This window comes from Glycomyces terrestris (assembly GCF_003933745.1).
Classification (GTDB): domain Bacteria; phylum Actinomycetota; class Actinomycetes; order Mycobacteriales; family Micromonosporaceae; genus Glycomyces; species Glycomyces terrestris.
This window is the reverse complement of sequence record NZ_RSEB01000004.1, coordinates 205,811-227,675: the sequence shown is the minus strand read 5'-3', so window position 1 is coordinate 227,675 and position 21,865 is coordinate 205,811. Positions and strand designations below refer to the sequence as shown.

The window sequence follows — 21,865 nt, the reverse complement described above, 5'->3', positions numbered from 1 at the left end:
TGTCAGTGCCTGACATCAACCGTAGCACGGTGATGTCAGGAGCTGACATCGGTAGGATCGTCGCCATGGGACGCTGGGAGCCGAACGCGCGCGGACGCCTTGAGGAGGCCGCCTTGGCGCTGTTCGCCGAACGCGGCTTCGAGCAGGTCACCGTCGCCGAGATCGCCGGGCGCGCCGGCCTGACCGAGCGCACCTTCTACCGGCACTTCGCCGACAAGCGCGAAGTGCTGTTCCCCGACTCCAGTCCGCTCGTCACCGGCTTCGCCGCCGCGATCGAGGCCGCGCCCCCCGCGGCGGAGCCGATGGCGACGGTCGCCGAGGTCCTCGGGACCGTCGCCGAGTTCTTCACGGGCCGGCACGCCTACTCGCGGCAGCGCACCGCCGTCATCGCCGCCAATGCCGAACTGCGCGAACGGGAAGCGGTCAAGCTCGCGTGGCTGGTCGACACGCTCGCTGCGGGCCTGCGCCGACGCGGCGTGGCCGAGCCGGCCGCGAGCCTCGCCGCCGAGGCCGGCGTGGCGGTCTTCAAGGTCGCCCACGCCCAGTGGGTCGCCGAGCCCGAACCGCGCGACCTGGGCGAGCTCATGCGCCGGGCGCTGATCGAGCTCAAGTCGCTGACCGGCGCCGGCTAGACGCCGAGGACCTCGTCGAGGAGCGCGGCGCGGGCGTCCATGTCGCCCAAGGGCAGCGGCTCGGCCAGGTCGGGGGCGAGGCCGGCCACGGCCTCGCGGGCGGCGTCGGTGAAGTGGACGGTGCCGTCGGGGTCGATGCGCTCGACGCCGTCGCCGCGGGCCATCCGCTCGTTGAACGCGACGGCGTCCTCAAGGGACTCCCCGGGCGGGAGGTCGAGTTCGACCGCGCCGCCGGCGATGCGCACCGGGTAGCCGCCCGGGAGGCCGCCGGGCGCGGGCACCGACCAGCGCAGCACGGTCGACTCGGCCGCGGACTCCGGCAGCAGCGCTTCGAGGACGGGCAGCGTGGCGGCGGCGGTGAGGAAGTTCCAGCGCGGGCCCGGGTCGATTGCGGGCGCGCGGTAGGCGGCCGCGTCGTCGCGGCGGCCGTCCTCGCCGAGGTGGACGCGGCAGCGGTCGGCGGGCGCGGGTTCGGCGGCGAGCATGACCGGCGACAGCTGGGAGTGGTGGGCGACGACGCGGACGAGCGGCGGCTCGCCGTCGGGGTCGGCGGCGCGCAGCGCGGCGCGGACGCGGCGCAGGATCATGCCGGCGTTGCCGAGGCCGAGCGTCGGGGCGAGGCCTTCGCGCTCCAGGAGGGGGCCGGTGACGTCGGGAAGGGACAGGTTCGCCACGGGCGCGTCGAGGCCGGTTTCGCGGACCGCGCGCATCACGGTGCGCACCACCGGGATCTGGTAGGGCAGGCGCAGGGCGAGCCCGGCGGCCTCGACGGCCTTCGCGGCCGGGTCGGCGCGGTCGGCCAGCGCCCACGGGCTGCGCAGCGAGGCGCACTGGACGATGAGGTCGGGGCGGAGGCGGTCGAGGAGGGCCGCGACGTCGTCGAGGCGGGTGGCGTCCACGGGGGCGGGTTCGACGAGGCAGTCGGCGGCGCTCGCGATGACGGCGGCGGCCTGCCGCACGGTCGTCTCGGACCGGCTCGCGACGACCAGGCGTCCGACGTGTCCGTTCGCGGCGAGTCCGGCGGCGACCCGCTCGCCCATGTCGCCCAGTCCGATGACCAGCACAGTGCTCATGTCCTTGGATCTTAGGGGAGCGGGCGCGGGCGGGGAGCGGAGTCCGCGAAGCGGCTGCGCCGCTTGCGGTTCAGAGCCGCGCGAGCCACGGGTGGGCGGGATCGGCCAGGCCGAGGGCGCCCCGGAGCCAGGCGCGCTGGGCGGGTTCGAGGACCGGCAGGACGGCGGTGAAGTCGGCCTCGTCCTTGGGGCGCAGGCCTTTCGACTTGTAGAACAGCTGGATGTCGGCGCTGAGGTAGGGCAGTCCGGCCGGGCTGGTGCGGCCGATCCCGGCGAGCGGGCGGCGCAGGCGCGGGTCGCGGCGGGAGACCCAGTCGTCGCCGTCGGCCTCGTCGAGCATGAACTGGAGCGCCCAGGGGGCCGCGGCGCTCGGGCGGCACCAGATGTCGTGCACCGCAAGGGGAAGGATCTCGCCGGGGTGCCAGCGGCGGAGGGTCCCGGGCGGGTCGGCGGCCCACCACTCCCAGTCGGGCAGGGCGCGCTGGACGGCGAGCTGGTCGCGGCGGAGCAGGAGCACGTCGACGTCGCCGTGGGCGCGGAAGGGCGCGCCGACGGCGAGTTCGACGGCGTAGCCGCCGCCAATCCACCAGGGGGCGCCGGCCGGGGCGAGCCGGGCGCGGACGTCGTCGAGGGAGGCGGGAACCCAGGGGCCCAGTGGGTCTGCGTCGGTCATCGCGTCAGGGTACGGCCCCCGGTCCGCGCTGCGGCGCGGCGGTGTTCGCCCGCGGTACCACGAGCGGCCGGGAGCGGTCCCGGACACGGCGGCGGGGCGGGCGGGCCCGGTCTGCTTATATGGGAGTCGGCTTCGGGGGCACCGGCTCAGCCGACCCGCCCCCGTGCAGTCCCCGCTTCTCCCCCGAGGTACTCCGATGGACGAGACGACCGACCCGTTCGCGCGCATCCGGGAGCGGCTGGCCGAGCTGCTGCCGGGGTACCGGCTCGACCCCGAGCCGGTGAGCTCGACCGCGCAGAGCCAGGTGTTCCTCGCCGAGGACCTGCGGCTGCACCGCCGCAAGGTCGCGGTGAAGGTGATGGCCGGGTACCTGTCGATGCACCCGGGCTACCGGGAGCGGTTCCTGCGCGAGATCCAGTTGACGGCGGGCCTGGAGCATCCGAACGTCATGTACGTCATCACCGCGGCCGCGCCCGGGGACGACCTGCTGTTCCTGGTGATGCCGCGGGCCGAGGACGACCTGCGTCGCCGGCTCGACCGCGGCCCGCTGGACCTGGCGCAGACCGTCGACGTGGTCGTGCAGGTCGCGAGGGCGCTCGACTTCGCGCACGACCGCGGCGTGGTGCACCGAGACGTCAAGCCCGGGAACATCCTGTTCGGCCCCGGCGGGCACGTGTACCTGGGCGACTTCGGGGTCGCGAAGGGGCGCGGCGGGAAGGACCTGACGGTGCTCGGCGAGTACATCGGGACGCGCCGGTACACGGCCCCGGAGGTCTTCAACGCCGGTGCGGCGGAGCGGCCGGCCGGGGCGCCGGAGGGGGCCCCGGCGACGGCCCTGGAGCGCGCGGGCGACGTGTACTCGCTCGGCGCGGTCCTCTACCACTGCCTGGCGGGGCGGCGGCCGCTCGACGACCTCGACGACTCGGGGGCCGAGCAGGCGCAGCGCGCGGGCGACATCGGGCCGGTGACGGCGGTGCGGTCGGACCTGCCGGCGGCCGTGGACGCGGTGGTGGCCAAGGCGATGCACGTCGACCCGGCGCAGCGGTACGGCACGTGCGGGGAGCTCGCGCACGATCTGGCGCAGACCGTCGGGGTGACCGAGGCGGGGTCGGCGCTGCCGATCCTGCGGGACATCCAGGAGCGGCTGCGGACCGAGGCGCGGCCCGGGCCCGCGGCCGCCGCGGCGCCGCGCCCGGCGCTGCTCAGCCTGCTGACGGCGCTCGTCGCGCTCGTGCTGCTGGCGGGGGTGCTGCTGTACACGGCGCTCGGCCCGGACGGCGGCGACGGGGCCGGGGAGCTCGCGGCCGGCGAGAGCGCGTCGGAGGAGGGGCCGGAGCCGACGGCGCCGCCGCCGGTCACCGGTGACGAGCAGGTCGAGCGCCGTCCGGTCGAGGGCGAGTGCGCGACGGACGACCCGGACGTGTTCATCGTGGTCGCCTGCGATTCGCCGCTGGCGGCCGAGTACTACTACCGGATCGTCGTGAACCCGGAGGACCCGAACCCGTCGCAGCCCGACCACACCGACGCCGCCTGGCTGGCGTGCGGGGCCGACGGGGTCACCGACTTCGAGTACCACTGGTGGGACACCGCCGACGAGGAGGACGTCCCGTGGGACCCCGAGACCGGGGTCGTGTACTACATCATGTGCTACCAGGAGCTGGAGTAGTCGTCCGCAGTGCTCAGTCCTCGGGGTCGAGGCGGTCGAGGTCGCGGGGGTCCAGGGTGGCGCTCTGGAGGAGGGCGCGGATGAGGTTGTCGTTCAAGGCGTTCCCGAGCGGTTCGCCGAAGACCTCGTCGCGCAGGAGCCCGGCGACGCGGGGCCGGTACTCGGGGTGGGAGAGGCGCTCGCGCACCCCGGCGACGACGCGGGCCGCGGTGCCCTCGTTCCAGTTGCGGTCCCCGGCGAACCGCGAGCGGCGCATGTCGTCGGCGACCTGCCGCCACGCGACCGGCTGGGGGCGCGGGAGGCCGCGCAGGTAGCGCTGGGCGAGCGAGGTGAGGACGAGGCGCTCGACCTCGCTGAGGTCGTGCTTGCCGGGGACGGCGGTCTCGTCGTCGGCGGCGCCGTCGTCGGGGGTGCGCCTGCCGCCGATGAGGCGGATCTCCAGGCAGTGCACGGCCTCGGCGAGGTCGCCGATGTAGACGGGCGTGTAGGAGTGCTCGATGAGGCGCTCGTGGCCGGACAGGAGCATGGTGTCGCCGGGCAGCAGCATCGGGAGGCGGCCCTCGTTGCGGATCGTCCACTCCGAGCCGTGGCAGACCAGGCGGCCGTGGACGCGGCTGATGCGCTTGTCCTTGACGCCCAAGGGGATGTTGACGTTGTCCTCGTCGCGTCCGAAGAGGAGTTCGAAGGGGCGCGGCGGCACCGCCCAGCCCACCTCCTCGCCGAGGGCGAAGACGGTTCCGAGCGGGGCGGGCGGCAGCGGCACCGCGTTCGCGGGGGCCTCGGGGACGCCCGCGGCGAGGCTGCGCACCCAGTCGGGCAGGATCAGCGGCGGGAAGGCGGTCGTGTTCATTCGCGGATGGTCCTCTCGGGGCGGCCCGGGCCTGCGGGCGGTTCGACGCCCCGATTATGGCCGCGGCCCGGCGGGACCCCTCTCGCGCGCCGTCGGCCCCCTGTTCACCCGCCCGTCGCATTGCGGGACCGGTCCCGCCGGACGCGGGATACACCTGGCGCGATCCCCGGCCCGCGCAGGGCCGGCAGCCTACCCCCGCTCCAAGAGGACTTCCATGAACGACCAACCGCGCAAGGGACCGCGCCACGCCACCCCGGACGAGGACTTCCCGACCCGGGTCCGGGCCTACTGGGACCGGGCCCGGGACTCGGTGGGCGAGAACCGGTCCGTGGCCGGCGTCTCGGCCGCCGCCGCCCTCGTCCTCATCATCGCCGTCACCTGGGCGGTCGTCTCCGCCGGCGGCTCCGGCGACGAGGGGACCGAGGAGGCCGGGGCCGACGTCGACCCCACGTCGGCGGCGCCCGAGCCGTCCGTCTCCGTGTCCGTCAGCCCCTCGCCCTCGCCGTCCCCCGTGTACGTCCCGGCCGAGGACGGCGACGGGGGCGGCGGCGGGGGCGGCGGCGGGGACGAGTCCGAGCCGGAGGGCGGCGGAGGCGGCGACGCCTCGGTCCCGTCCGAGGTGTTCGACCTCGGGAACTGGAAGGTGACGCTGCCGGTCGGCGACGACGGCGACCCGACCGAGATCGTCCAGCCCGAGCTTGACGGCTACTCGCATGAGGACTACTTCACCGTCGCCGACTCCGGCGACGCGATCCGGTTCCGCACCCCCGTCAACGGCGTCACCACCGAGAACTCCAGCTACCCGCGCTCCGAGCTGCGCGAGATGGAGCCCGGCGGCGGCGACGAGATCGAGTGGGACGCTTCCTCCGGGGAGCACGCCATGACGCTCCGGGCGGCGTTCACGCACCTGCCCGAGGAGAAGTCCGAGGTCGTCGCGGCCCAGATCCACGGCGGGGACGACGACGTCACCGCGCTCCGCCTCGAAGGGTCGGAGCTGTGGATCACCGACGGCGACGAGACGAACTTCCACCTCGTCACCGACGACTACGAGCTGGGGACGGTCTTCGAGTTCTCGTACGCGGTGAGCGACGGCGAGATCGCGGTGTACTACGACGGCGAGCTCGAGACGACCCTGGAGCACGACGGCTCGGGCTACTTCAAGGCCGGGGCGTACACGCAGGCGAACTGCGAGAACTCCTCGCCGTGCAGCGAGGACAACTACGGCGAGGTCGTCGTCTACGACCTCGCCGTCTCGCACTCGTAGGGAGCGGGGCCGCGGCGGGCACGGGCCGGTATCCGCCGCGGCCCCTCCCGGGGCCGATCCCTTACGGCCCCAGGTCAATCGGCGGTGAAGGTCCACCGCTGCTCGGGGTCGGACGCGTCGCACTCCTGGATCGCGACCGCGTCGCCGGCCTCGGAGTCGGCGTCCTTGAGGACGCTCAGGCACATGCCGCTCGCCCGGGTGCGGATCGCGTACCCGCCGCCGGCCGGCTCCAGTTCCCACAGCTGCGTGTCGCGGGCCTCGCAGCCCGCGAAGCCGACGAGGAGGCCGTCCTCGTCGCCGCCGTAGTCGACGGTCATGCAGGGCGTCGCGTCCTCGAAGTCCATCTCGACCTGGAAGACGCCCTCGTCCTGTTCGTCCCAGGACAGGTCCGGGTACGGGTCGCCGCAGTCGCCGAGCACGAGCACCGAGCGGCCCTCCTCGTTCCCCGGCTCCTCGCCCCAGTCCAGGCACAGCCCGCTGGCCTCCTGGCGCACGGTGTAGCGGCCGTCGGCGGGGAGACCCGCGGGCTCCGCCGCCGGCGCCGGAGCGGACTCGTCCCCGTCCCCGTCCTCGTCCTCCGGGTCGACCGGTATGTAGACCGGCGAGGGCGAGGGCGAGACCGACACGCTGACGACGACGGACGGGCTGGGCTCGGGCTCCGGTTCCGGCGGGGACGGCGGCGGCGAGGCCGCCTCGGACTCCGCCACCGCCGCCCCTCCCCCGTCCCCACCGGAGGTCAGCACCGCCCACCCGACCGCCACGCCGAGCACGAGCGCGCACCCCATCGCCGTCCCGGCCATCGACCGGGACGCCCCGAGCGAGTCCCGCGCCCTGCCGAGGAACTCCCCCATGCGGGTGGGGAGGTCGCCCCGGGGCCCGGGCGGATCAGCCGGCGCCATCGCCTAGCCCTGCTGGACGTCGGTGCGGTGCAGCTGGAACCACTCGACGTAGGTCCGGTACTTCTGGTCGAGCTCGGTCCCGGACCCGAACAGGCGCTCCAGGGCGGTCTTCGCTTCGCCGGGGCCGAAGACCGCTCCGCCGGCGGGCTGCTCGAACGTCCCCAGGAGCTCCTGGGCCGTCCGCATGCGGAGGATCGCCTGGGTGGCCTTGTCGCGCACGACGAGGCCCTCCTCGTGCGCGGCGATGTCCTCAAGGGACAGCTTGCCCGTCCGGTGCATGTCCTCGACGATGCCGTGCGAGGTCTCCAACGCGAACTCATGGAACATGGGGTCGACCGGCGTACTCTGCTGCTCGGTCATGACGGCGTCGCCGTACGGCCACGTCTTCATGACCTCGGCGTAGCCGGGCCCCCATTTCAGCAGTTCGAATCCCTCGCGGACGAGGATCTGCCCGGCCTTGCTCAGGCCCCTGACGAACGGCGCCTCCTGGACGATCTCCTTCGTGATCGCCGCGGCCGAGCGGGTCCAGCTGGCGTGGTGGGCGTCGCGCTGCTGCTCGGTGGTCATGTCCCCCTGGGCGTCCTGGTGGACCCGGTCGAACCCGACGTTGAGGTAGCCGAGCAGCGATCCGGACCGGGCGGCGAGCCCGCTCGCGTCGGCGGTCCCGAGGGACTCGTCGTGCAGTCCGGCGGCGTCGGCCATGATCTCCGCGTAGACGGTCGAGCCCAGTTCGTGTGCCGCCCGCGCGTCGCCCATGACCAGCTCGAAGAACTTCGTCCGGGTGTCGACGTCGAGGTAGAACCCGGGGGCGTCGCCGGTGAAGCCGGTGGGGCCGTTGCCCCGGCCGGCCACGGGCTCCTGGGCGAAGACGTCCAGGTACATCGCGGCGGTGCGACCCATCGCCCGGGCGATCTCCGGGTTCGCCGCCCCGATGGGGGCGTCCTGGAAGCTCAGGTACTGCTGGTTGCCGAGGTCGACGTCGACGCGGCCGTAGCCGTCGGTGAAGAAGGTGTAGGCGCTCGTGCCGAAGGCGTGGGGCCCGGTCTCGTCGGTCATGGTGTCGATGAGGCCGAGGGCCGCGCGCGCCGCCTGGCCGGCGGTGTTCGGGTCGGTCGACGCCGCGGGGATCCAGTCGATGAGCCTGCCGGCGGTCGCGCCGCCGTCGGTCCAGCGGTGGCCGAACAGGCCGCGCAGGACGTACTCGTCGGTGTCGGCCCCGAACGCCGCGTGCTGGATCGTGCCGTCGAGGATGCCCGCGTTGGCGTCGATGTTGCGCGTGCTCGCGTTCAGCAGGGTCATCGCGTCCGCGTCGCCGGGGTCGTTGGCGTGGACGCCGGTTCCGGCGAGCTCCATCGTGAGGGCCGCCGAGAGCGCGGTGCCGGCCTGCATGTCGGCGAGTCCGTGGGCGTCGGCGGCGCGGATCATCTCGGCGAGCGCGGGCAGGTCGGCGTCGGCCGAGACCGGCCGCGGCCCGCCGCTGAGGTGGGAGTCGACCAGCTCGCGCAGACTCGGCGGCAGGAACTGCGGGCCGGTGCCCGCGGTCGCGCCCGGTCCCAGGCCGGGGTTGAGCCGCTGGTCCGACAGGGCGAGCAGGCCCCCGCCGACGGCGGCGAGGACGGCCGCCTGCTGCGTCGCGTCCAGGTCGGTGTGCTTGATGAGGCTGGGGAGCGCGAACAGGTGGTCCTGCTGCGAGGGCACGGGCCCGAGTGCCGGGTCGCCCATCGCGCCGTAGAAGCCGGAGAGGAACCCGCTCTCGCCGGGGGCGAGCGTGCCGCCGCTTCGCTGGAGGTCCCGTGCGCGGACGGCGAGGTCCATGAGCGGTTGGAGGAGTCCCGGGGGCAGGGAGCCGCCGTTGCGGAGCGCCCCGATGAGCTGCTGCGCGAGGGCGCTTCCGGCGCCGGCGTCGAGCGCCTGGGTGCCGAAGGCGTTGTAGGCGAGCCAGGTCGGGACGGCGCCGCCGGCGGCGGTCATGAGGGCCTGGATGTTCGCGGGGGTGGGGCCGGTGCGGAGTTGGGCTCCGGCGGTGGCGGCGTGGCCCTTGAAGGTCTCGTAGACCGCGCCGGCGGCGCTGTCGGTCTGGCGGAGCTTGGCCCAGCCGGCCGCCGCGATCTCGGCGGGGATGCCGGAGGTGACGCCGAAGTCGTTCGCGACGGCGGCGTTCCAGTCCGCGACGAGGGCGGCGATCTCGGTCTTGAAGGTGCGCACGTGCCCGGCGAAGACGCTGGTGACGATGGAGCCGTGGAGGGCGCCCTGCATGGCGGCGCGGCTGGCGGCGATGGACTCGGCGCCTTCGCGGCGGATGGGGTCGGCCACGAGTTCGCTGAACTCGACCGCGGTGCGGGACATGCGGTCGAGGAGGTCGCCGCCGCCGCCGAGGATGCGGGCGCCGGCGGCCTTGAGGGCGGCGGACTCCTGGTCGAGGGCGCCTTCCTCGGCCTTGGTGGTCGGGGGGACGAAGCTGGCTTCGGTCGGGATGGCCATGGCCTGGTCCTTCCTCAGTAGGGCCTGATCGCGGGCGGCGCGACGGGGGGCGCGTCGATGCCGCCGAAGCCGGAGGCGTTGGCGCCGTCGGTGCCGGCGGCCTCGGCGACGGAGGCGGTCGCGGCGCCGCCGACGCTCTCGCCGTGGGCGGCGATGCCCGCGAGTTCGACGGACCAGGTGGAGCCGAAGGCGTCGTAGCCGTCGGCGACCTCGGGTTCGCCGGCGGCGGCCCGGCACCGCTCCACGGTCGACAGGAGGTCGGCCTGGAGGGTGCGGAAGCTCGCCGCGAGGGCGGTGGTGGATTCGGCGGCGGCAGCCGCCTGGTTCGGGTTCGTGCCGAGGAAGTCCATGGAGTCTCCAATGGGGGGTAGGGCTCAGCGGACGACGGGCGCCTCGCGGTGCCCGGTGGCACCGTCGCACGTGCGCGGCGAGACCGGTCCCAGGCGGGGCGTGGCAGGGTTGCGCGCAGTTGTATACGTATATTATGTTTATACGCAGAAAGGTTCCGTTCTTCCCGCCAGGAGGCCCCCGATGACCGAGACCGTCCCGTACGGCATCCCGCTCGAGCGCGAGCACCGCTACGACCCGCCGGCCGCGCTCATGGCCCTGCACCGCGAGGCGCCGCTGCGGCGGCTGCGGTACCACCCCGACGGCGCCCTCGGGTGGATCGTCACCAGCCACCGGCTGGGCCGCCTGGTCCTGGCCGACCGGCGCTTCAAGTCCCGGTTCACCGCCCCGGTCAAGGTGCCGGTCCCGATGCCGGGCCTGGAGGCGCTGGCCGGTGTCGAGGGCGAGATGCCCACGGCGCCGGGGATGTTCATCGACATGGACGGCGCCGAGCACACCCGCCTGCGCCGCAAGCTCACCGGCGCCTTCACCGTGCGCCGGACGCGGCAGCTGGAGCCGCGGATCGGGGAGATCGCGGCGGCGCGGATCGACGCGCTGGAGGCGGCGGGCCCGGGCGCGGACCTCGTGGCCGGGTTCGCGCTGCCCGTCCCGTCCCTGGTAATCTGCGAGCTGCTCGGGGTGCCGTACGAGGACCGGGACCGATTCCTGGCCGACTCGTCGACGCTGCTGACGATGAGCGCCGAGGGCGAGGAGCGGGCGGAGGCGAACCGGCGGCTGTTCGGCTACCTCGCCGGGCTCGCGGCGGCGCGCCGCGCCGAGCCGCAGGACGACCTCCTGTCGGACCTCGCGGCCGACGACGAGCTGTCCGAGGAGGAGGTCGTCGGGATGGCGGTGCTGCTGCTCGTCGCCGGCCACGAGACCACCGCGAAGATGCTCGGGCTCGGGACGATGGCGCTGCTGGAGAACCGCGACCAGTGGGACCTGCTCCGCGAGCGGCCCGAGCTCATCGCGAACGGCGTCGAGGAGCTGCTGCGGTACGTCGGCCTCGTCCACACCGGGATCGTCCGCCAGGCCGGGGAGGACTTCGAGTTCGAAGGCGAGCGGATCCGGGCCGGGGAGTTCATGACCGTCTCGGTGCAGACCGCCAACCGCGACGGCGAGCACTTCGAGTCGCCCGACGTGTTCGACGTGTCCCGCGACGCCAGGGGGCACATGACCTTCGGGCACGGCGTCCACCAGTGCCTCGGCCAGCAGCTCGCCCGGGTCGAGATGCGCATCGCGTTCGAGCACCTGCTCCGGCGCCTGCCCGGGCTGCGGCTGGCCGTCCCGGCCGCGCAGGTGCCGCTGCGGACCGACCAGAACTTCTACGGCGTCTCGGAGCTGCCGGTGACCTGGTAGCCGAAAACCGGTTGGCGCGGCCGCCGCCCGCGCCTAGCGTGGGGCCGGTGAAGACCACGCTTTCAGAGGAGCAGGCCGCGCAGGCGATGCGCGGCCTGCTCGGACCCGTAGATGACTGGACCCGGCTCGCCGAAGGGGAGGTGTCGCAGGCGTTCGCGTTCCGCGCCGACGGGCGCGACCTCGTCCTGCGGATCGCGCCGCGGCGGGAGGGGTTCGACAAGGACGCCTGGGCCGCGGCGAAGCTCGCGGGCACCGGGGTGCCGGTGCCGGAGGTGCTGCACGTCGGGCCCGTCGCCGAGGGCGCGTACTGCTGCGTCTCCGAGCGGCTGGGCGGCGTCCACCTGACCGGGTCGGACGCGGCGCACCAGCGCCGCTGCGCGCCCGCGGTGCGGGCCGTGATCGAGGCGATCGCCGCGGTCGACCTCCAGGGGACCCGGGGGTACGGCTCGGTCGACCCCGCGACGGGGAACGGGACGCAGGAGGACTGGACCGGGCAGCTGCGCGCCCTGCTCCCCGCCGACTGGGACTACCTGGAGGACCGCGCCGACCGCGAGATGGCCGAGGAGCTGACCGCGACCGCGCTGGACATCGCCGCCAGCCTCCCGGTCGAGCGGCGGCTCGTGCACGGGGACCTGAACCCGGGGAACTTCACCGTCGAGGGCGACCGCATCGCGGGCGTCTTCGACTGGGAGACGGTGATGATCGGCGACCCGATGTGGGAGCTCGCGCGGTACGTCCTGTGGGCCCCGGTCATGCCCGGCACCCGCATCCAGGCCGACCACGACCTCGACCGCCTCGCCGGCGCGGGCGTCGAGCAGCGGCTGCGCGCCCTCGTGATCGTCAACGGGCTGTGGGCCCTCGACATCTACCGCGGCATGGCGAACGCGCCCGCGGTGCAGCTCGTGCTCAACCGGCTGCCGTTCTTCCGCGACGAGCCGCTGCCGGTCGACACGGGCCGCGAGGACTACTGGATGCGGCTGGGGAGGCGCCGGTGAGCGCCGCGCTCGCGGAGGCTTGGCGAGCCGCAGCGGCGGACCCGGCGGTGGTCTGACTCGTCCGCTTCGGATCGCGGCCCCGCGGCACGGCGGCCGCACCCTCCGACCGCGACCTGCGGGTGGTCCTCGCACCGACCTCGGACTGCTGCGCTGACCGGTTCTTCAGGGGCGCAGGCGGAAGCCCTGCGGGGTCTCGTGGAAGCCCGCGGCGCGCAGGGCCGGGCCGAGCGGCGAGCCGGGCGCGTAGGCGTCGTTGACGCGCTCGATGTGGAGGGTCCCGGTGCGTCCGGCGCGGACCGCTTCGGCGAGCGCGCCGGCGGCGGCGAGCAGTCGGGGGTCGTCCTCGATGCCGGTCTCGGCCGCGGGCCAGGCGAGGAGGGTCTTCCCGCCGCGTTCGAGGTAGAGGGCGAGTTCGCCGCCGACGAGGACGACGAGGGACCCGGCCTTGCGTCCGGGCCGGTGGCCCGAGGCGGACTCGGGCCACGGCAGGGCCGCGCCGTAGGCGTTGGCAGGGTCGGCGGCGGCGAGGACGACCGCGGACGCGTGGCCGCGGGCGGCGACGGCGCGCAGGCGGTCGACCGCGCCGTCCATCGCGAACTGGGCCGCCCCGAGGCCCTCGACGACGTAGCCGCGGCGGGCCCGCCCGGACTCCTCGAACGCGGACAGGACCCGGTAGACCTTCGCGAAGCCGCCGTCGACGCCTTCGGCCGCGACGGCGCCGCGGGTGACGACGCCGTGCCGGTCGAGGAGCGTGTGGGCGAGCGCGTGGGCGCGGACGGTGGGGTCGGGTTCGGGCGCGGGCAGGAGTGACCAGCGGCCTGCGACGGTGGGGCCGCTCGCCGGGGCCTGCTGGAGGCCGCGCCAGCCGCCGCCGTAGCGGGCGCGCGGGGCCGCGCGCCGGGCGCGGTGGGCGGTGGCGCCGGGGGTGCGCCCGGAGCCGAGGAGGGCCCGCAGGGGCGCGAGCGTGTCGTTGGTGACGCGCCCGGACCAGGCGAGGTCCCACAGGGCGGCGGTGAGGTCGGCGTCGGTCGCGTCGGCGTGGCCGGCCTCGCGGACGCGGTCGGCGAGCTGGCGGAAGAACAGGCCGTAGCCGCCTTCGAGCGCGGCGAGGACGGCGCCGCGCAGGCCCGAGGTGTCGAGCTCCTGCGGCGGCGGCAGGAGCAGCGGGGCGGTCTCGGCGGGGTAGAGCGCGATCCAGCCGTCGTTGCCGGGGAGGGCGCCCGCGCCGGCCCACAGGACCTCGCCCGAGGCGGTGAGCTCGTCGAGCAGGGCCGGGCGGTAGTCCTCGACGCGGCCGGGGAGGACGAGCCGTTCGAGGGCGGAGGCCGGGACGGCGGCCCCTTGGAGCTGCTCGACGGCGCGGGCGAGGCCGTCGGCGCCTTCGAGTCGGGCGTCCTCGCTCTCCTTGCCGCCCAGGTGCTGCCAGCGCGGCAGGAACTCGGCGAGGGCGGCGGGCGGGACGGGTTCGAGCTCCTTGCGGAGGGCGGCGAGGGAGCGGCGGCGCAGGCGGCGCAGGACGTTCGCGTCGCACCATTCGAGGTGGTCGCCGCCGGGCCGGAACTCGCCTTCGACGAGCCGGTCGGGGGCGATGCGGTGGAGGGCGGGCGCGGCGACGGCGGGGCCGAGGCCGAAGCGGGCGGCGGCTTCGGCGGTGGTGAAGGGGCCGTGGGTGCGGGCGTAGCGGGCGAGGAGGTCGCCGAGGGGGTCCTCGACGGGTTCGGTGAAGGCGTCGGGGACGCCGGCGGGGAGGTCGGCGCCGAGGGCGTCGCGGAGGCGGCCGGCGTCTTCGACCGCGGCCCAGTGGGGGCTGCCGGCGATGCGGACGCGGAGGGCGCGGCCGGTGTCGGCGAGGGCCCGCGCCCAGGCGGGGTCGGCGCCGCGGGCGGCGAGTTCGTCGTCGGTGAGGGGGCCGAGGACGCGCAGGAGGTCGGCGACGCTCTCGGGGTCGCGGGCGCGGCGGTCCTCGGTGAGCCACTGGAGTTCGGCCTCGACCTGGGCGAGGACGTCGGGGTCCAGGAGGTCGCGGAGCTCGACCTGGCCGAGGAGGTCGGCGAGGAGGCGGGAGTCGAGGGAGAGGGCGGCGGCGCGGCGTTCGGCGAGCGGGGTGTCGCCTTCGTACATGAACTGGGCGACGTAGCCGAACAGGAGGGAGCGGGCGAAGGGCGAGGGGTCGGCGGTGGTGGTCTCGACGAGGGCGACGTCGCGGGCCTGGAGGTCGGTCATGAGCTCGGTGAGGCCGGGGACGTCGTACACGTCCTGGAGGACTTCGCGGACGGCCTCGAGGATGATCGGGAACGAGGGGTAGCGGCCGGCGACCTCGAGGAGCTGGGAGGAGCGCAGCCGCTGCTGCCACAGGGGCTGGCGCTTCCCGGGCTGGCGGTGCGGGAGGAGGAGGGCGCGGGCGGCGGCTTCGCGGAAGCGGGAGGCGAACAGGGAGGTGCCGGAGACGGCGCGGGTGACGGTGTCGGCGATCGCGGCGGGGTCGAAGAGGAGGTCGTCGGCGGTCAGGGGCGGGGCGTCGGTGTCGGGCAGGCGCAGGACGATGCCGTCGTCGTGGTGCATGAGCTGGGGGTCGAGGCCGTACCGGTCGCGGAGGCGCTCGCCGAGGGCGAGGGCCCAGGGGGCGTGGACCTGGGCGCCGAACGGGGAGTGGAGGACGACGCACCAGTCGCCGGCCTCGTCGCGGAAGCGCTCGATGACGAGGGTGCGGTCGTCGGGGACGCGGCCGGTGGCCTGGCGCTGGTCGGCGAGGTAGGCGATCGCGTTGCGGCAGGCGAACTCGTCGAGGCCGGCGGCGGCGAGGCGCCCGTGCGCGGCGTCGTCGTCCATTGAGGACAGTTCACGGACGAAGGCGCCGAGGCCGCGGCCGAGTTCGAGGGGGCGGCCGAGGCCGTCGCCGTGCCAGAACGGGAGGCGGCCGGGCACGCCGGGGGCCGGGGAGACCATGACGCGGTCGCGGGTGATCTCCTCGATGCGCCAGGAGGAGGTGCCGAGGGTGAACACGTCGCCGACGCGGGACTCGTAGACCATCTCCTCGTCGAGTTCGCCGACGCGGCCGCCGCCGCGGCGCGAGCCGCCGGCCGGGCCGTGCCCTTGCAGGAACACGCCGAAGAGGCCGCGGTCGGGGATGGTGCCGCCGGAGGTGACGGCGAGGCGCTGGGCGCCGGGGCGGCCGGCGACGGTGCCGGCGGTGCGGTCCCAGACGAGGCGCGGGCGCAGCTCGGCGAACGCGTCGGAGGGGTAGCGGCCGGCGAGCATGTCGAGCACGGCGTCGAAGGCGGCGTCGGGCAGGGTCGCGAACGGGGCGGCGCGGCGGACGAGGCCGAGGAGGTCGGCGACGTCCCATTCGTCCATGGCGGCCATGGCGACGAGCTGCTGGGCGAGGACGTCGAGGGGGTTGGCGGGGACGCGCAGGGCCTCGATGCGGCCCTGGCGCATGCGTTCGGCGACGACCGCGGACTGGATGAGGTCGGAGCGGACCTTCGGGAAGAACACGCCGCGGGAGACGGCGCCGACCTGGTGGCCGGCGCGGCCGACGCGCTGGAGGCCGGAGGCGACCGAGGGCGGGGCCTCGACCTGGACGACGAGGTCGACCGCGCCCATGTCGATGCCGAGTTCGAGGCTGGAGGTGGCGACGACGGCGGGCAGGCGCCCCGCCTTGAGGTCGCCTTCGACCTCGGCGCGCTGCTCCTTGGAGATCGAGCCGTGGTGGGTGCGTGAGAGGAGCGGCGGCGCGCCCGCGGCGGCGCCGGAGCCGCCCATGGTGACGGCCGGGCCGTGGTGCTCGGGGAGCGGGCGGCCGTGGCGGCGCTCGTATTCGATCTCGTTGAGCCGGTTGGAGAGGCGTTCGGCGACGCGGCGGGCGTTGGCGAAGACGATCGTGGAGCGGTGGGCCTCGATGAGGTCGACGATGCGCTCCTCGACGTGCGGCCAGATCGACCCGGTGCGGCGCGCGTCGGAGGCGGTGGGCGCGGCCGGGGCGTCGCCGAGGGCGGACATGTCCTCGACCGGGACGACGACGCGCAGGTCCCAGCGCTTCTCCGAGGGCGGCTGGACGACGGCGACGTCGCGGCGCGGGGACAGGAAGCGGGCGACCTCCTCGACCGGGCGCACGGTGGCCGAGAGGCCGATGCGGCGGGCGGGCCGGTCCAGGCGCGCGTCCAGGCGCTCCAGGGACAGGGCGAGGTGCGCGCCGCGCTTGGTGCCGGCCACGGCGTGGACCTCGTCGAGGATGACGGTCTCGACGCCGGCGAGCGCGTCGCGGGCGTTCGAGGTGAGCATGAGGAACAGGGACTCGGGGGTGGTGATGAGGATGTCCGGGGGCCGGTTGGCGATCGAGCGGCGCTCGTGCTGGGGCGTGTCGCCCGAGCGGATCGCGACGCGCACGTCAGGCTCGGGCAGGCCGAGGCGGCGGGCTTCGGCGCGGATGCCGTCGAGGGGCGCGGCGAGGTTCCGCTCGACGTCGACGCCGAGGGCCTTGAGCGGCGAGAGGTAGAGGACGCGGCAGCGCCGCTTCGGCTCGGCCGGCGGCGGGGAGGCGGCCAGTGCGTCGAGGGCCGACAGGAACGCGGCGAGGGTCTTGCCCGAGCCGGTGGGCGCGACCACGAGGACGTCCCGGTCCTCCCCCAGGGCCTCCCAGGCGCCCTGCTGGGCGGGGGTGGGATCGCCGAACGCGCGCGCGAACCACGACGCGGTGGCCGGCGAGAACCGCGCGAGCGACGGGTGCGGTGCGGCGGCGCGCGGTGTCGGGACCATGCGCTCAATGGTGCCCCGGAGGACCGACACCGGGCCCCGGATCGGGCGACAAGACGCCGTCTCCGCATCGTCAAGAACCCGTAAGGATCGCTGCGGACGATGTCAAGAACGCGTATGGATTCCCTTGAATACCCCCAGGACAGGGCAAATCTTCAGGCGATCGCGCTAGCGTCCGGCACCGGAAAGGAGCTCACGTGACCGCTCAGACCAGCGAGGGCCGGACCGACCGAAAACCGGTTGCCGCCCCTCCACGACACCCCCGCAGGGGCGGGCCGCTGCGCCTGGCCCTCGTCGTCGGCGCCCTCGGCGTCGTCTACGGCGACATCGGCACCAGCCCCATCTACGCCCTCCAGACGATCTTCAACCCCGCCGACCCCCACCCCGTCCCGGTGAGCACCGCGAACGTCTACGGGATCGTGTCGCTGATCTTCTGGTCGGTCACGATCATCGTCACCGTCTTCTACGTCGGCTTCGCGATGCGCGCCGACAACGACGGCGAGGGCGGCATCATGGCCCTCATCACCCTCATCCGCCGCCACGCCGCCGGGCGCGGCCGCAAGACCGCGCTCGTCCTCGCGGCCCTCGGCATCTTCGGCGCGGCCCTGTTCCTCGGCGACTCGATGATCACCCCGGCGATCTCGGTCCTCTCCGCCGTCGAGGGCATCAAGACCGTCAGCACCGGCCTGGAGTCCTTCATCATCCCGGTGACCGCGGTGATCATCATCCTGCTGTTCGCGTTCCAGAAGCACGGCACGCACGTCATCGGCCGCTGGTTCGGGCCGATCATGATCGTCTGGTTCTCCACCCTCGCGCTCCTGGGGATCGGCGGCATCGCCGGCAACCCCGAGATCCTCCGGGCCCTCTCCCCCACATACGCGCTCGACTTCGTGTTCGGGAACTTCGGCACCGCGTTCTTCGCGCTGGCCGCGGTCATCCTGGCGTTCACCGGCGCCGAGGCGCTCTATGCGGACATGGGCCACTTCGGGCGCAAGCCGATCTCGCGGGCCTGGATCCTCATCGTCTTCCCCTCGGTGATGCTCAACTACATGGGCCAGGGCGCGCTCATCCTCCAGGACACCGCGAACGTCTCGGGGTCGTTCTTCCTGCTCGCGCCCGAGGCGCTGCGCATCCCGCTGCTGCTGCTCACCACGGTCGCGACCGTCATCGCCGCGCAGGCGGTCATCTCCGGCGCGTTCTCGGTCGCCGCGCAGGCCTCCGAGCTGGGCTACCTGCCGCGGCTGCGGATCGCGCACACCTCCGAGCACTGGTACGGGCAGATCTACGTGCCGTGGATCAACTGGCTCCTCATGGCGTCGGTGCTGGTGCTGGTGTTCGCGTTCCGCACCTCCGAGGCGCTCGCGTTCGCGTACGGCATGGCGGTGATCGCGACGATCGTGATCGTGGTGCTCCTGTTCCTGTACGTGGCGCGGATGCGCTGGAACGCGCCGCGCTGGCTGCTCGCGACCGGCGGGTCCCTGCTGGTGGCGATCACCGGGACGTTCCTGGCGGCGAGCTCGACGAAGATCGTCCACGGGGCGTGGCTGCCGCTGCTCATCGGCCTCCTCGCGTTCACCGTCATGATCACCTGGCAGAAGGGCCGCGAGGTCGTCACGGGCGAGCGCGAGCGCCGCGAGGGGTCGCTGCGCGAGTTCGTGGACCGGCTCCGCGAGGGCGAGCCGAAGGTCGCGCGCGTGCCCGGGACGGCGGTGTTCCTCGACCGCGGCAAGCACAGCGCGCCGCTGGCGATGCGGTCCAACCTTGAGCAGAACCACGCCCGGCACGCGCAGATCGTGATCCTGTCGGTCGAGACCGAGCCGGTGCCGCGGGTGGCCGAGGCCGAGCGGCTCGAGGTCGACCAGCTCGGCGACGACCGGGACGCGGTCATCCACGTGACCGCCCGCTTCGGCTACATGGAGACCCCGGACGTGCCGCGGGCGCTGGAGGCGATCGAGGCCGAGCAGGCCGAGGGCCGGCGCCTCAACCTCGACCGGGCCACGTACTTCCTCTCCACGATCCAGCTGAAGCCGGGCCGGGCGAAGACGATGGCCACGTGGCGCAAGCACCTGTTCATCGCCACCTCGCACATCACCGCGGACGCGGCCGAGCACTTCCGGCTCCCGCGCGACCGCACGATGATCATCGGCTCGCACATCGAGGTCTGAGACGGTGGCCGGGCGCCCGCACGGGCGCCCGGCCCCGCCAGGGCGCGGCCGCGGACCGGGCCGCGGCGGGGAGGCATTGCGTTCCGGGGCCGCGTCGGCGACAATGGCCCGGACCGACCCCGCACCGCTGCACGCGATAGGCCCCCCATGACCAAGCGACAGTTTCCCAGGCCCAAAGACCTCCTGCCTTTGATACGTTTCAAAACCCCGGACTTCAACGCGAAGCGGCGCCGCCTCGACGCGGCGCTGACCATAGCGGACCTGCGGCGCATCGCGCAGAAGCGCACGCCACGGGCGGCGTTCGACTACACCGAGGGGGCCGCGGAGGGCGAGCTGTCCCTGGCTCGGGCGCGGCAGGCGTTCGAGGACGTGGAGTTCCATCCGGCGATCCTGCGGGACGTCTCGACCGTCGACACCGGCTGGGACGTCCTGGGCAGGCGGTCGGCGCTGCCGTTCGGCATCGCGCCCACCGGGTTCACGCGCATGATGCACACCGAGGGCGAGATCGCCGGGGCCGGCGCGGCCGCCGCGGCGGGCATCCCGTTCGCGCTCTCGACGATGGGCACCACGCCGATCGAGGAGGTCGCGGCCGCGGGCGGGCCCGCGGGTCGGCACTGGTTCCAGCTGTACATGTGGAAGGACCGCGACCGGTCGATGGCGCTGGTCGAGCGGGCCGCGGCGGCCGGGTTCGACACGCTCCTGGTCACCGTGGACGTGCCGGTCGCCGGGGCGCGGCTGCGCGACAAGCGGAACGGGTTCTCGATCCCGCCGGCGCTCACCGCCCGCACCGTGTTCGACATGGCGCGCAAGCCGCACTGGTGGTTCGACCTGCTCACCACCGAGCCGCTGGCGTTCGCGTCCCTGAACCGCTGGTCGGGGACGGTGGCCGAGCTCCTCGACACCATGTTCGACCCGACGGTCGACTACGCCGACCTGGCCTGGATCAAGGAGCAGTGGCCGGGCAAGCTCGTCGTCAAGGGCGTCCAGACCGTCGCCGACGCCCGGCGGTGCGCCGAGGCGGGGGTGGACGCGGTGACGCTCTCCAACCACGGCGGGCGCCAGCTCGACCGGGCCCCCGTCCCCTTCCACCTGCTCCCCCGCGTGGTCAAGGAGGTCGGGAAGGACCTGGAGGTGCACCTGGACACCGGGATCATGTCCGGCGCCGACGTCGTCGCGTCCGTGGCGCTCGGCGCGCGGTACACGATGATCGGCCGCGCCTACCTGTACGGGCTCATGGCCGGGGGCAGGCAGGGCGTCGACCGGGCCGTCGCGATCCTGCGCGAGGAGGTCGAGCGCACGATGCGGCTCCTCGGGGCCGCGACCCTCGAGGAGCTCGAACCCGGACACGTCACGCAGCTCCAGCGGCTGGTGCCGCGGTCCGCTTGATCGCCAGGGACATCACCGCGGCGAGCGCGCACAGCGCTCCCGCGGTGAACCACGCCGGGTCGTAGTTCCCGGTCGCGTCGCGGATGAAGCCCGCGCCCCAGGCGATGAGGGCGGCCCCGAACTGGTGGGAGGCGAGGACCCAGCCGAAGACGACCGCGCCGTCCTCGCCGAAGTGCTCGCGGCACAGGGCGATCGTGGGCGGCACCGTGGCGACCCAGTCGAGGCCGTAGAAGACGATGAAGAACAGCATCGGCGGCCGCACGTCCCCGGCGAACAGCGAGGGGAGCGCGAGGAGCGAGGCGCCGCGCAGCGCGTAGTAGACCGCGAGCAGGTGCCGGGGGTCGAACCGGTCGGTGAGCCAGCCTGAGAAGACGGTGCCGACCATGTCGACGATGCCGATGACGGCCAGGAGCGAGGCGGCCGCCGTCAGGGGCATGCCGTGGTCGTGGGCGGCGGGCACGAAGTGGGCGCCGACGAGGCCGTTGGTGGAGGCGCCGCAGATCGCGAAGGTCGCGGCGAGGAGCCAGAACGCGCGGGAGCCGCTGGCCTGCCACAGGCTGCCGAGGGCGCGCTTGGCCGCGCCGGACTTGGAGACGGCGGGGGCGGTGTAGTCGGGGCCGGCGCCGAAGGGCGCGAGGCCGACGTCCTCGGGCCGGTCGCGCACGACCAGGAGCACCAGCGGGACCATCGCGAGCGCGGTGAGCGAGACCAGGATCGAGGCCGCGCGCCAGCCCGGGCCCTCGACGAGGAGGCCGACCACGGGCAGGAACACGAGCTGCCCGGCGGCGCCGCCGGCGGTGAGGATGCCGCTGACGAGGCCGCGGCGGGCGATGAACCACCGGTTGGTGATCGTGGCGACGAACGCCATCGCCATGGACCCGGTGCCGATGCCGACGATGAAGCCCCAGCACAGGACCAGCTGCCAGGAGGCGGTCATGAACACGGTGGCGCCGCTGCCGAAGGCGATGAGGGCCAAGGCGATCGAGACGACGCGGCGGATGCCGTAGCGCTCCTGGAGGGCCGAGGCGAAGGGCGAGAACAGGCCGTAGAGCAGGATGTTCACCGAGATCGCGGCGGAGATCGTGCCGTGGGACCAGCCGAACTCGTCGTGGAGCGGCTCGATGAAGACGCTCGGGGTGGCGCGGAAGGCGGCCGCGCCGACGAGGGCGACGAAGCTGACGGCGGCGACCCACCAGGCGCGGTGGATCCGGCGGGCGGTGCGGGGCTGCGGCGGTGTGGTTTCCGGGGCTGCGATGGACATGCGTCCAGTTTCGCGGGCGCGC

General features: G+C 74.4%; 15 protein-coding genes. 7 read left to right on the top strand and 8 right to left on the bottom strand.

All coding sequences use genetic code 11. The annotated features are described in order from the left end of the window. Nucleotides 1–65: 65 nt before the first annotated feature. Entirely contained in the window at nt 66–632 is a 567-nt protein-coding gene (locus EIW28_RS15130) for a TetR family transcriptional regulator (RefSeq protein WP_125248553.1), read from the top strand. Here the strand turns inward: EIW28_RS15130 and EIW28_RS15125 are convergent. Both EIW28_RS15125 and EIW28_RS15120 read right to left on the bottom strand, forming a co-directional pair. After that, the gene (locus tag EIW28_RS15125) at nt 629–1,705 is read right to left on the bottom strand and encodes a saccharopine dehydrogenase NADP-binding domain-containing protein (protein WP_125248552.1); all 1,077 of its coding nucleotides are present in this window, start codon (nt 1,703–1,705) and stop codon (nt 629–631) included. The two genes, EIW28_RS15130 and EIW28_RS15125, sit on opposite strands and share 4 nt — an antisense overlap. A gap of 70 nt (nt 1,706–1,775) precedes the next feature. Beyond that, the gene (locus tag EIW28_RS15120; RefSeq protein ID WP_125248551.1) at nt 1,776–2,378 is read right to left on the bottom strand and encodes a nucleotidyltransferase domain-containing protein; all 603 of its coding nucleotides are present in this window, start codon (nt 2,376–2,378) and stop codon (nt 1,776–1,778) included. 196 nt (nt 2,379–2,574) lie between these two features. Here EIW28_RS15120 and EIW28_RS15115 point away from each other — a divergent pair, with 196 nt between their 5' ends. Beyond that, nucleotides 2,575–4,044 (top strand): serine/threonine-protein kinase, encoded by a 1,470-nt coding sequence (locus EIW28_RS15115; protein WP_125248550.1) that lies wholly within the window; start codon nt 2,575–2,577, stop codon nt 4,042–4,044. 13 nt (nt 4,045–4,057) lie between these two features. Here EIW28_RS15115 and EIW28_RS24260 read toward each other — a convergent pair whose 3' ends face one another. Continuing rightward, entirely contained in the window at nt 4,058–4,894 is an 837-nt protein-coding gene (locus EIW28_RS24260; RefSeq protein ID WP_158630415.1) for an FHA domain-containing protein, read from the bottom strand. Between the two features lie 214 nt (nt 4,895–5,108). On the opposite strand from EIW28_RS24260, the gene EIW28_RS24255 reads away from it, so the two are divergent. After that, a complete protein-coding gene (locus EIW28_RS24255; protein WP_158630414.1) occupies nt 5,109–6,158 on the top strand; it encodes a polysaccharide lyase family 7 protein in 1,050 nt (349 codons plus the stop codon). Nucleotides 6,159–6,232: 74 nt separating this feature from the next. Here the strand turns inward: EIW28_RS24255 and EIW28_RS15100 are convergent, their stop codons facing one another. From EIW28_RS15100 to EIW28_RS15090, 3 genes are read right to left on the bottom strand one after another with little or no spacing between them, the layout of a single operon-like run. Beyond that, entirely contained in the window at nt 6,233–7,057 is an 825-nt protein-coding gene (locus tag EIW28_RS15100) for an RICIN domain-containing protein (RefSeq protein WP_125248547.1), read from the bottom strand. Between the two features lie 3 nt (nt 7,058–7,060). Then, nucleotides 7,061–9,538, bottom strand: coding sequence for a TPR repeat region-containing protein (locus EIW28_RS15095; protein ID WP_125248546.1), 2,478 nt, complete (start codon nt 9,536–9,538; stop codon nt 7,061–7,063). A gap of 14 nt (nt 9,539–9,552) precedes the next feature. Continuing rightward, nucleotides 9,553–9,888: a hypothetical protein gene (locus tag EIW28_RS15090; RefSeq protein ID WP_125248545.1), complete on the bottom strand. Its 336-nt coding sequence runs from the start codon at nt 9,886–9,888 to the stop codon at nt 9,553–9,555. Nucleotides 9,889–10,069: 181 nt separating this feature from the next. Between EIW28_RS15090 and EIW28_RS15085 the strand changes: the two genes are divergently transcribed. Further along, on the top strand, nt 10,070–11,284 hold the full coding sequence (locus EIW28_RS15085; protein ID WP_125248544.1) for a cytochrome P450: 1,215 nt from the start codon (nt 10,070–10,072) through the stop codon (nt 11,282–11,284). Between the two features lie 47 nt (nt 11,285–11,331). Then, the gene (locus EIW28_RS15080) at nt 11,332–12,279 is read left to right on the top strand and encodes a phosphotransferase family protein (RefSeq protein WP_125248543.1); all 948 of its coding nucleotides are present in this window, start codon (nt 11,332–11,334) and stop codon (nt 12,277–12,279) included. 162 nt (nt 12,280–12,441) lie between these two features. On the opposite strand, the gene EIW28_RS15075 is transcribed toward EIW28_RS15080, so the two are convergent. Further along, complete coding sequence (locus EIW28_RS15075) at nt 12,442–17,034, bottom strand: ATP-dependent helicase (RefSeq protein WP_125248542.1); 4,593 nt, start codon at nt 17,032–17,034, stop codon at nt 12,442–12,444. 194 nt (nt 17,035–17,228) lie between these two features. Between EIW28_RS15075 and EIW28_RS15070 the strand changes: the two genes are divergently transcribed. Further along, nucleotides 17,229–19,196: a potassium transporter Kup gene (locus EIW28_RS15070; protein WP_125248541.1), complete on the top strand. Its 1,968-nt coding sequence runs from the start codon at nt 17,229–17,231 to the stop codon at nt 19,194–19,196. Between the two features lie 147 nt (nt 19,197–19,343). Beyond that, complete coding sequence (locus tag EIW28_RS15065) at nt 19,344–20,582, top strand: alpha-hydroxy acid oxidase (protein WP_125248540.1); 1,239 nt, start codon at nt 19,344–19,346, stop codon at nt 20,580–20,582. Here the strand turns inward: EIW28_RS15065 and EIW28_RS15060 are convergent. Continuing rightward, a complete protein-coding gene (locus EIW28_RS15060) occupies nt 20,545–21,843 on the bottom strand; it encodes an MFS transporter (protein ID WP_187350613.1) in 1,299 nt (432 codons plus the stop codon). The genes EIW28_RS15065 and EIW28_RS15060 overlap by 38 nt on opposite strands. Between the last annotated feature and the right edge of the window lie 22 nt (nt 21,844–21,865).

What these genes read in the sequence shown, in the direction of transcription:
- EIW28_RS15130 (WP_125248553.1), top strand. Translation starts at nt 66, where the DNA reads ATGGGACGCTGGGAGCCGAACGCGCGCGGACGCCTTGAGGAGGCCGCC.
- EIW28_RS15125 (WP_125248552.1), bottom strand. Translation starts at nt 1,705, where the DNA reads ATGAGCACTGTGCTGGTCATCGGACTGGGCGACATGGGCGAGCGGGTC.
- EIW28_RS15120 (WP_125248551.1), bottom strand. Translation starts at nt 2,378, where the DNA reads ATGACCGACGCAGACCCACTGGGCCCCTGGGTTCCCGCCTCCCTCGAC.
- EIW28_RS15115 (WP_125248550.1), top strand. Translation starts at nt 2,575, where the DNA reads ATGGACGAGACGACCGACCCGTTCGCGCGCATCCGGGAGCGGCTGGCC.
- EIW28_RS24260 (WP_158630415.1), bottom strand. Translation starts at nt 4,894, where the DNA reads ATGAACACGACCGCCTTCCCGCCGCTGATCCTGCCCGACTGGGTGCGC.
- EIW28_RS24255 (WP_158630414.1), top strand. Translation starts at nt 5,109, where the DNA reads ATGAACGACCAACCGCGCAAGGGACCGCGCCACGCCACCCCGGACGAG.
- EIW28_RS15100 (WP_125248547.1), bottom strand. Translation starts at nt 7,057, where the DNA reads ATGGCGCCGGCTGATCCGCCCGGGCCCCGGGGCGACCTCCCCACCCGC.
- EIW28_RS15095 (WP_125248546.1), bottom strand. Translation starts at nt 9,538, where the DNA reads ATGGCCATCCCGACCGAAGCCAGCTTCGTCCCCCCGACCACCAAGGCC.
- EIW28_RS15090 (WP_125248545.1), bottom strand. Translation starts at nt 9,888, where the DNA reads ATGGACTTCCTCGGCACGAACCCGAACCAGGCGGCTGCCGCCGCCGAA.
- EIW28_RS15085 (WP_125248544.1), top strand. Translation starts at nt 10,070, where the DNA reads ATGACCGAGACCGTCCCGTACGGCATCCCGCTCGAGCGCGAGCACCGC.
- EIW28_RS15075 (WP_125248542.1), bottom strand. Translation starts at nt 17,034, where the DNA reads ATGGTCCCGACACCGCGCGCCGCCGCACCGCACCCGTCGCTCGCGCGG.
- EIW28_RS15065 (WP_125248540.1), top strand. Translation starts at nt 19,344, where the DNA reads ATGACCAAGCGACAGTTTCCCAGGCCCAAAGACCTCCTGCCTTTGATA.
- EIW28_RS15060 (WP_187350613.1), bottom strand. Translation starts at nt 21,843, where the DNA reads ATGTCCATCGCAGCCCCGGAAACCACACCGCCGCAGCCCCGCACCGCC.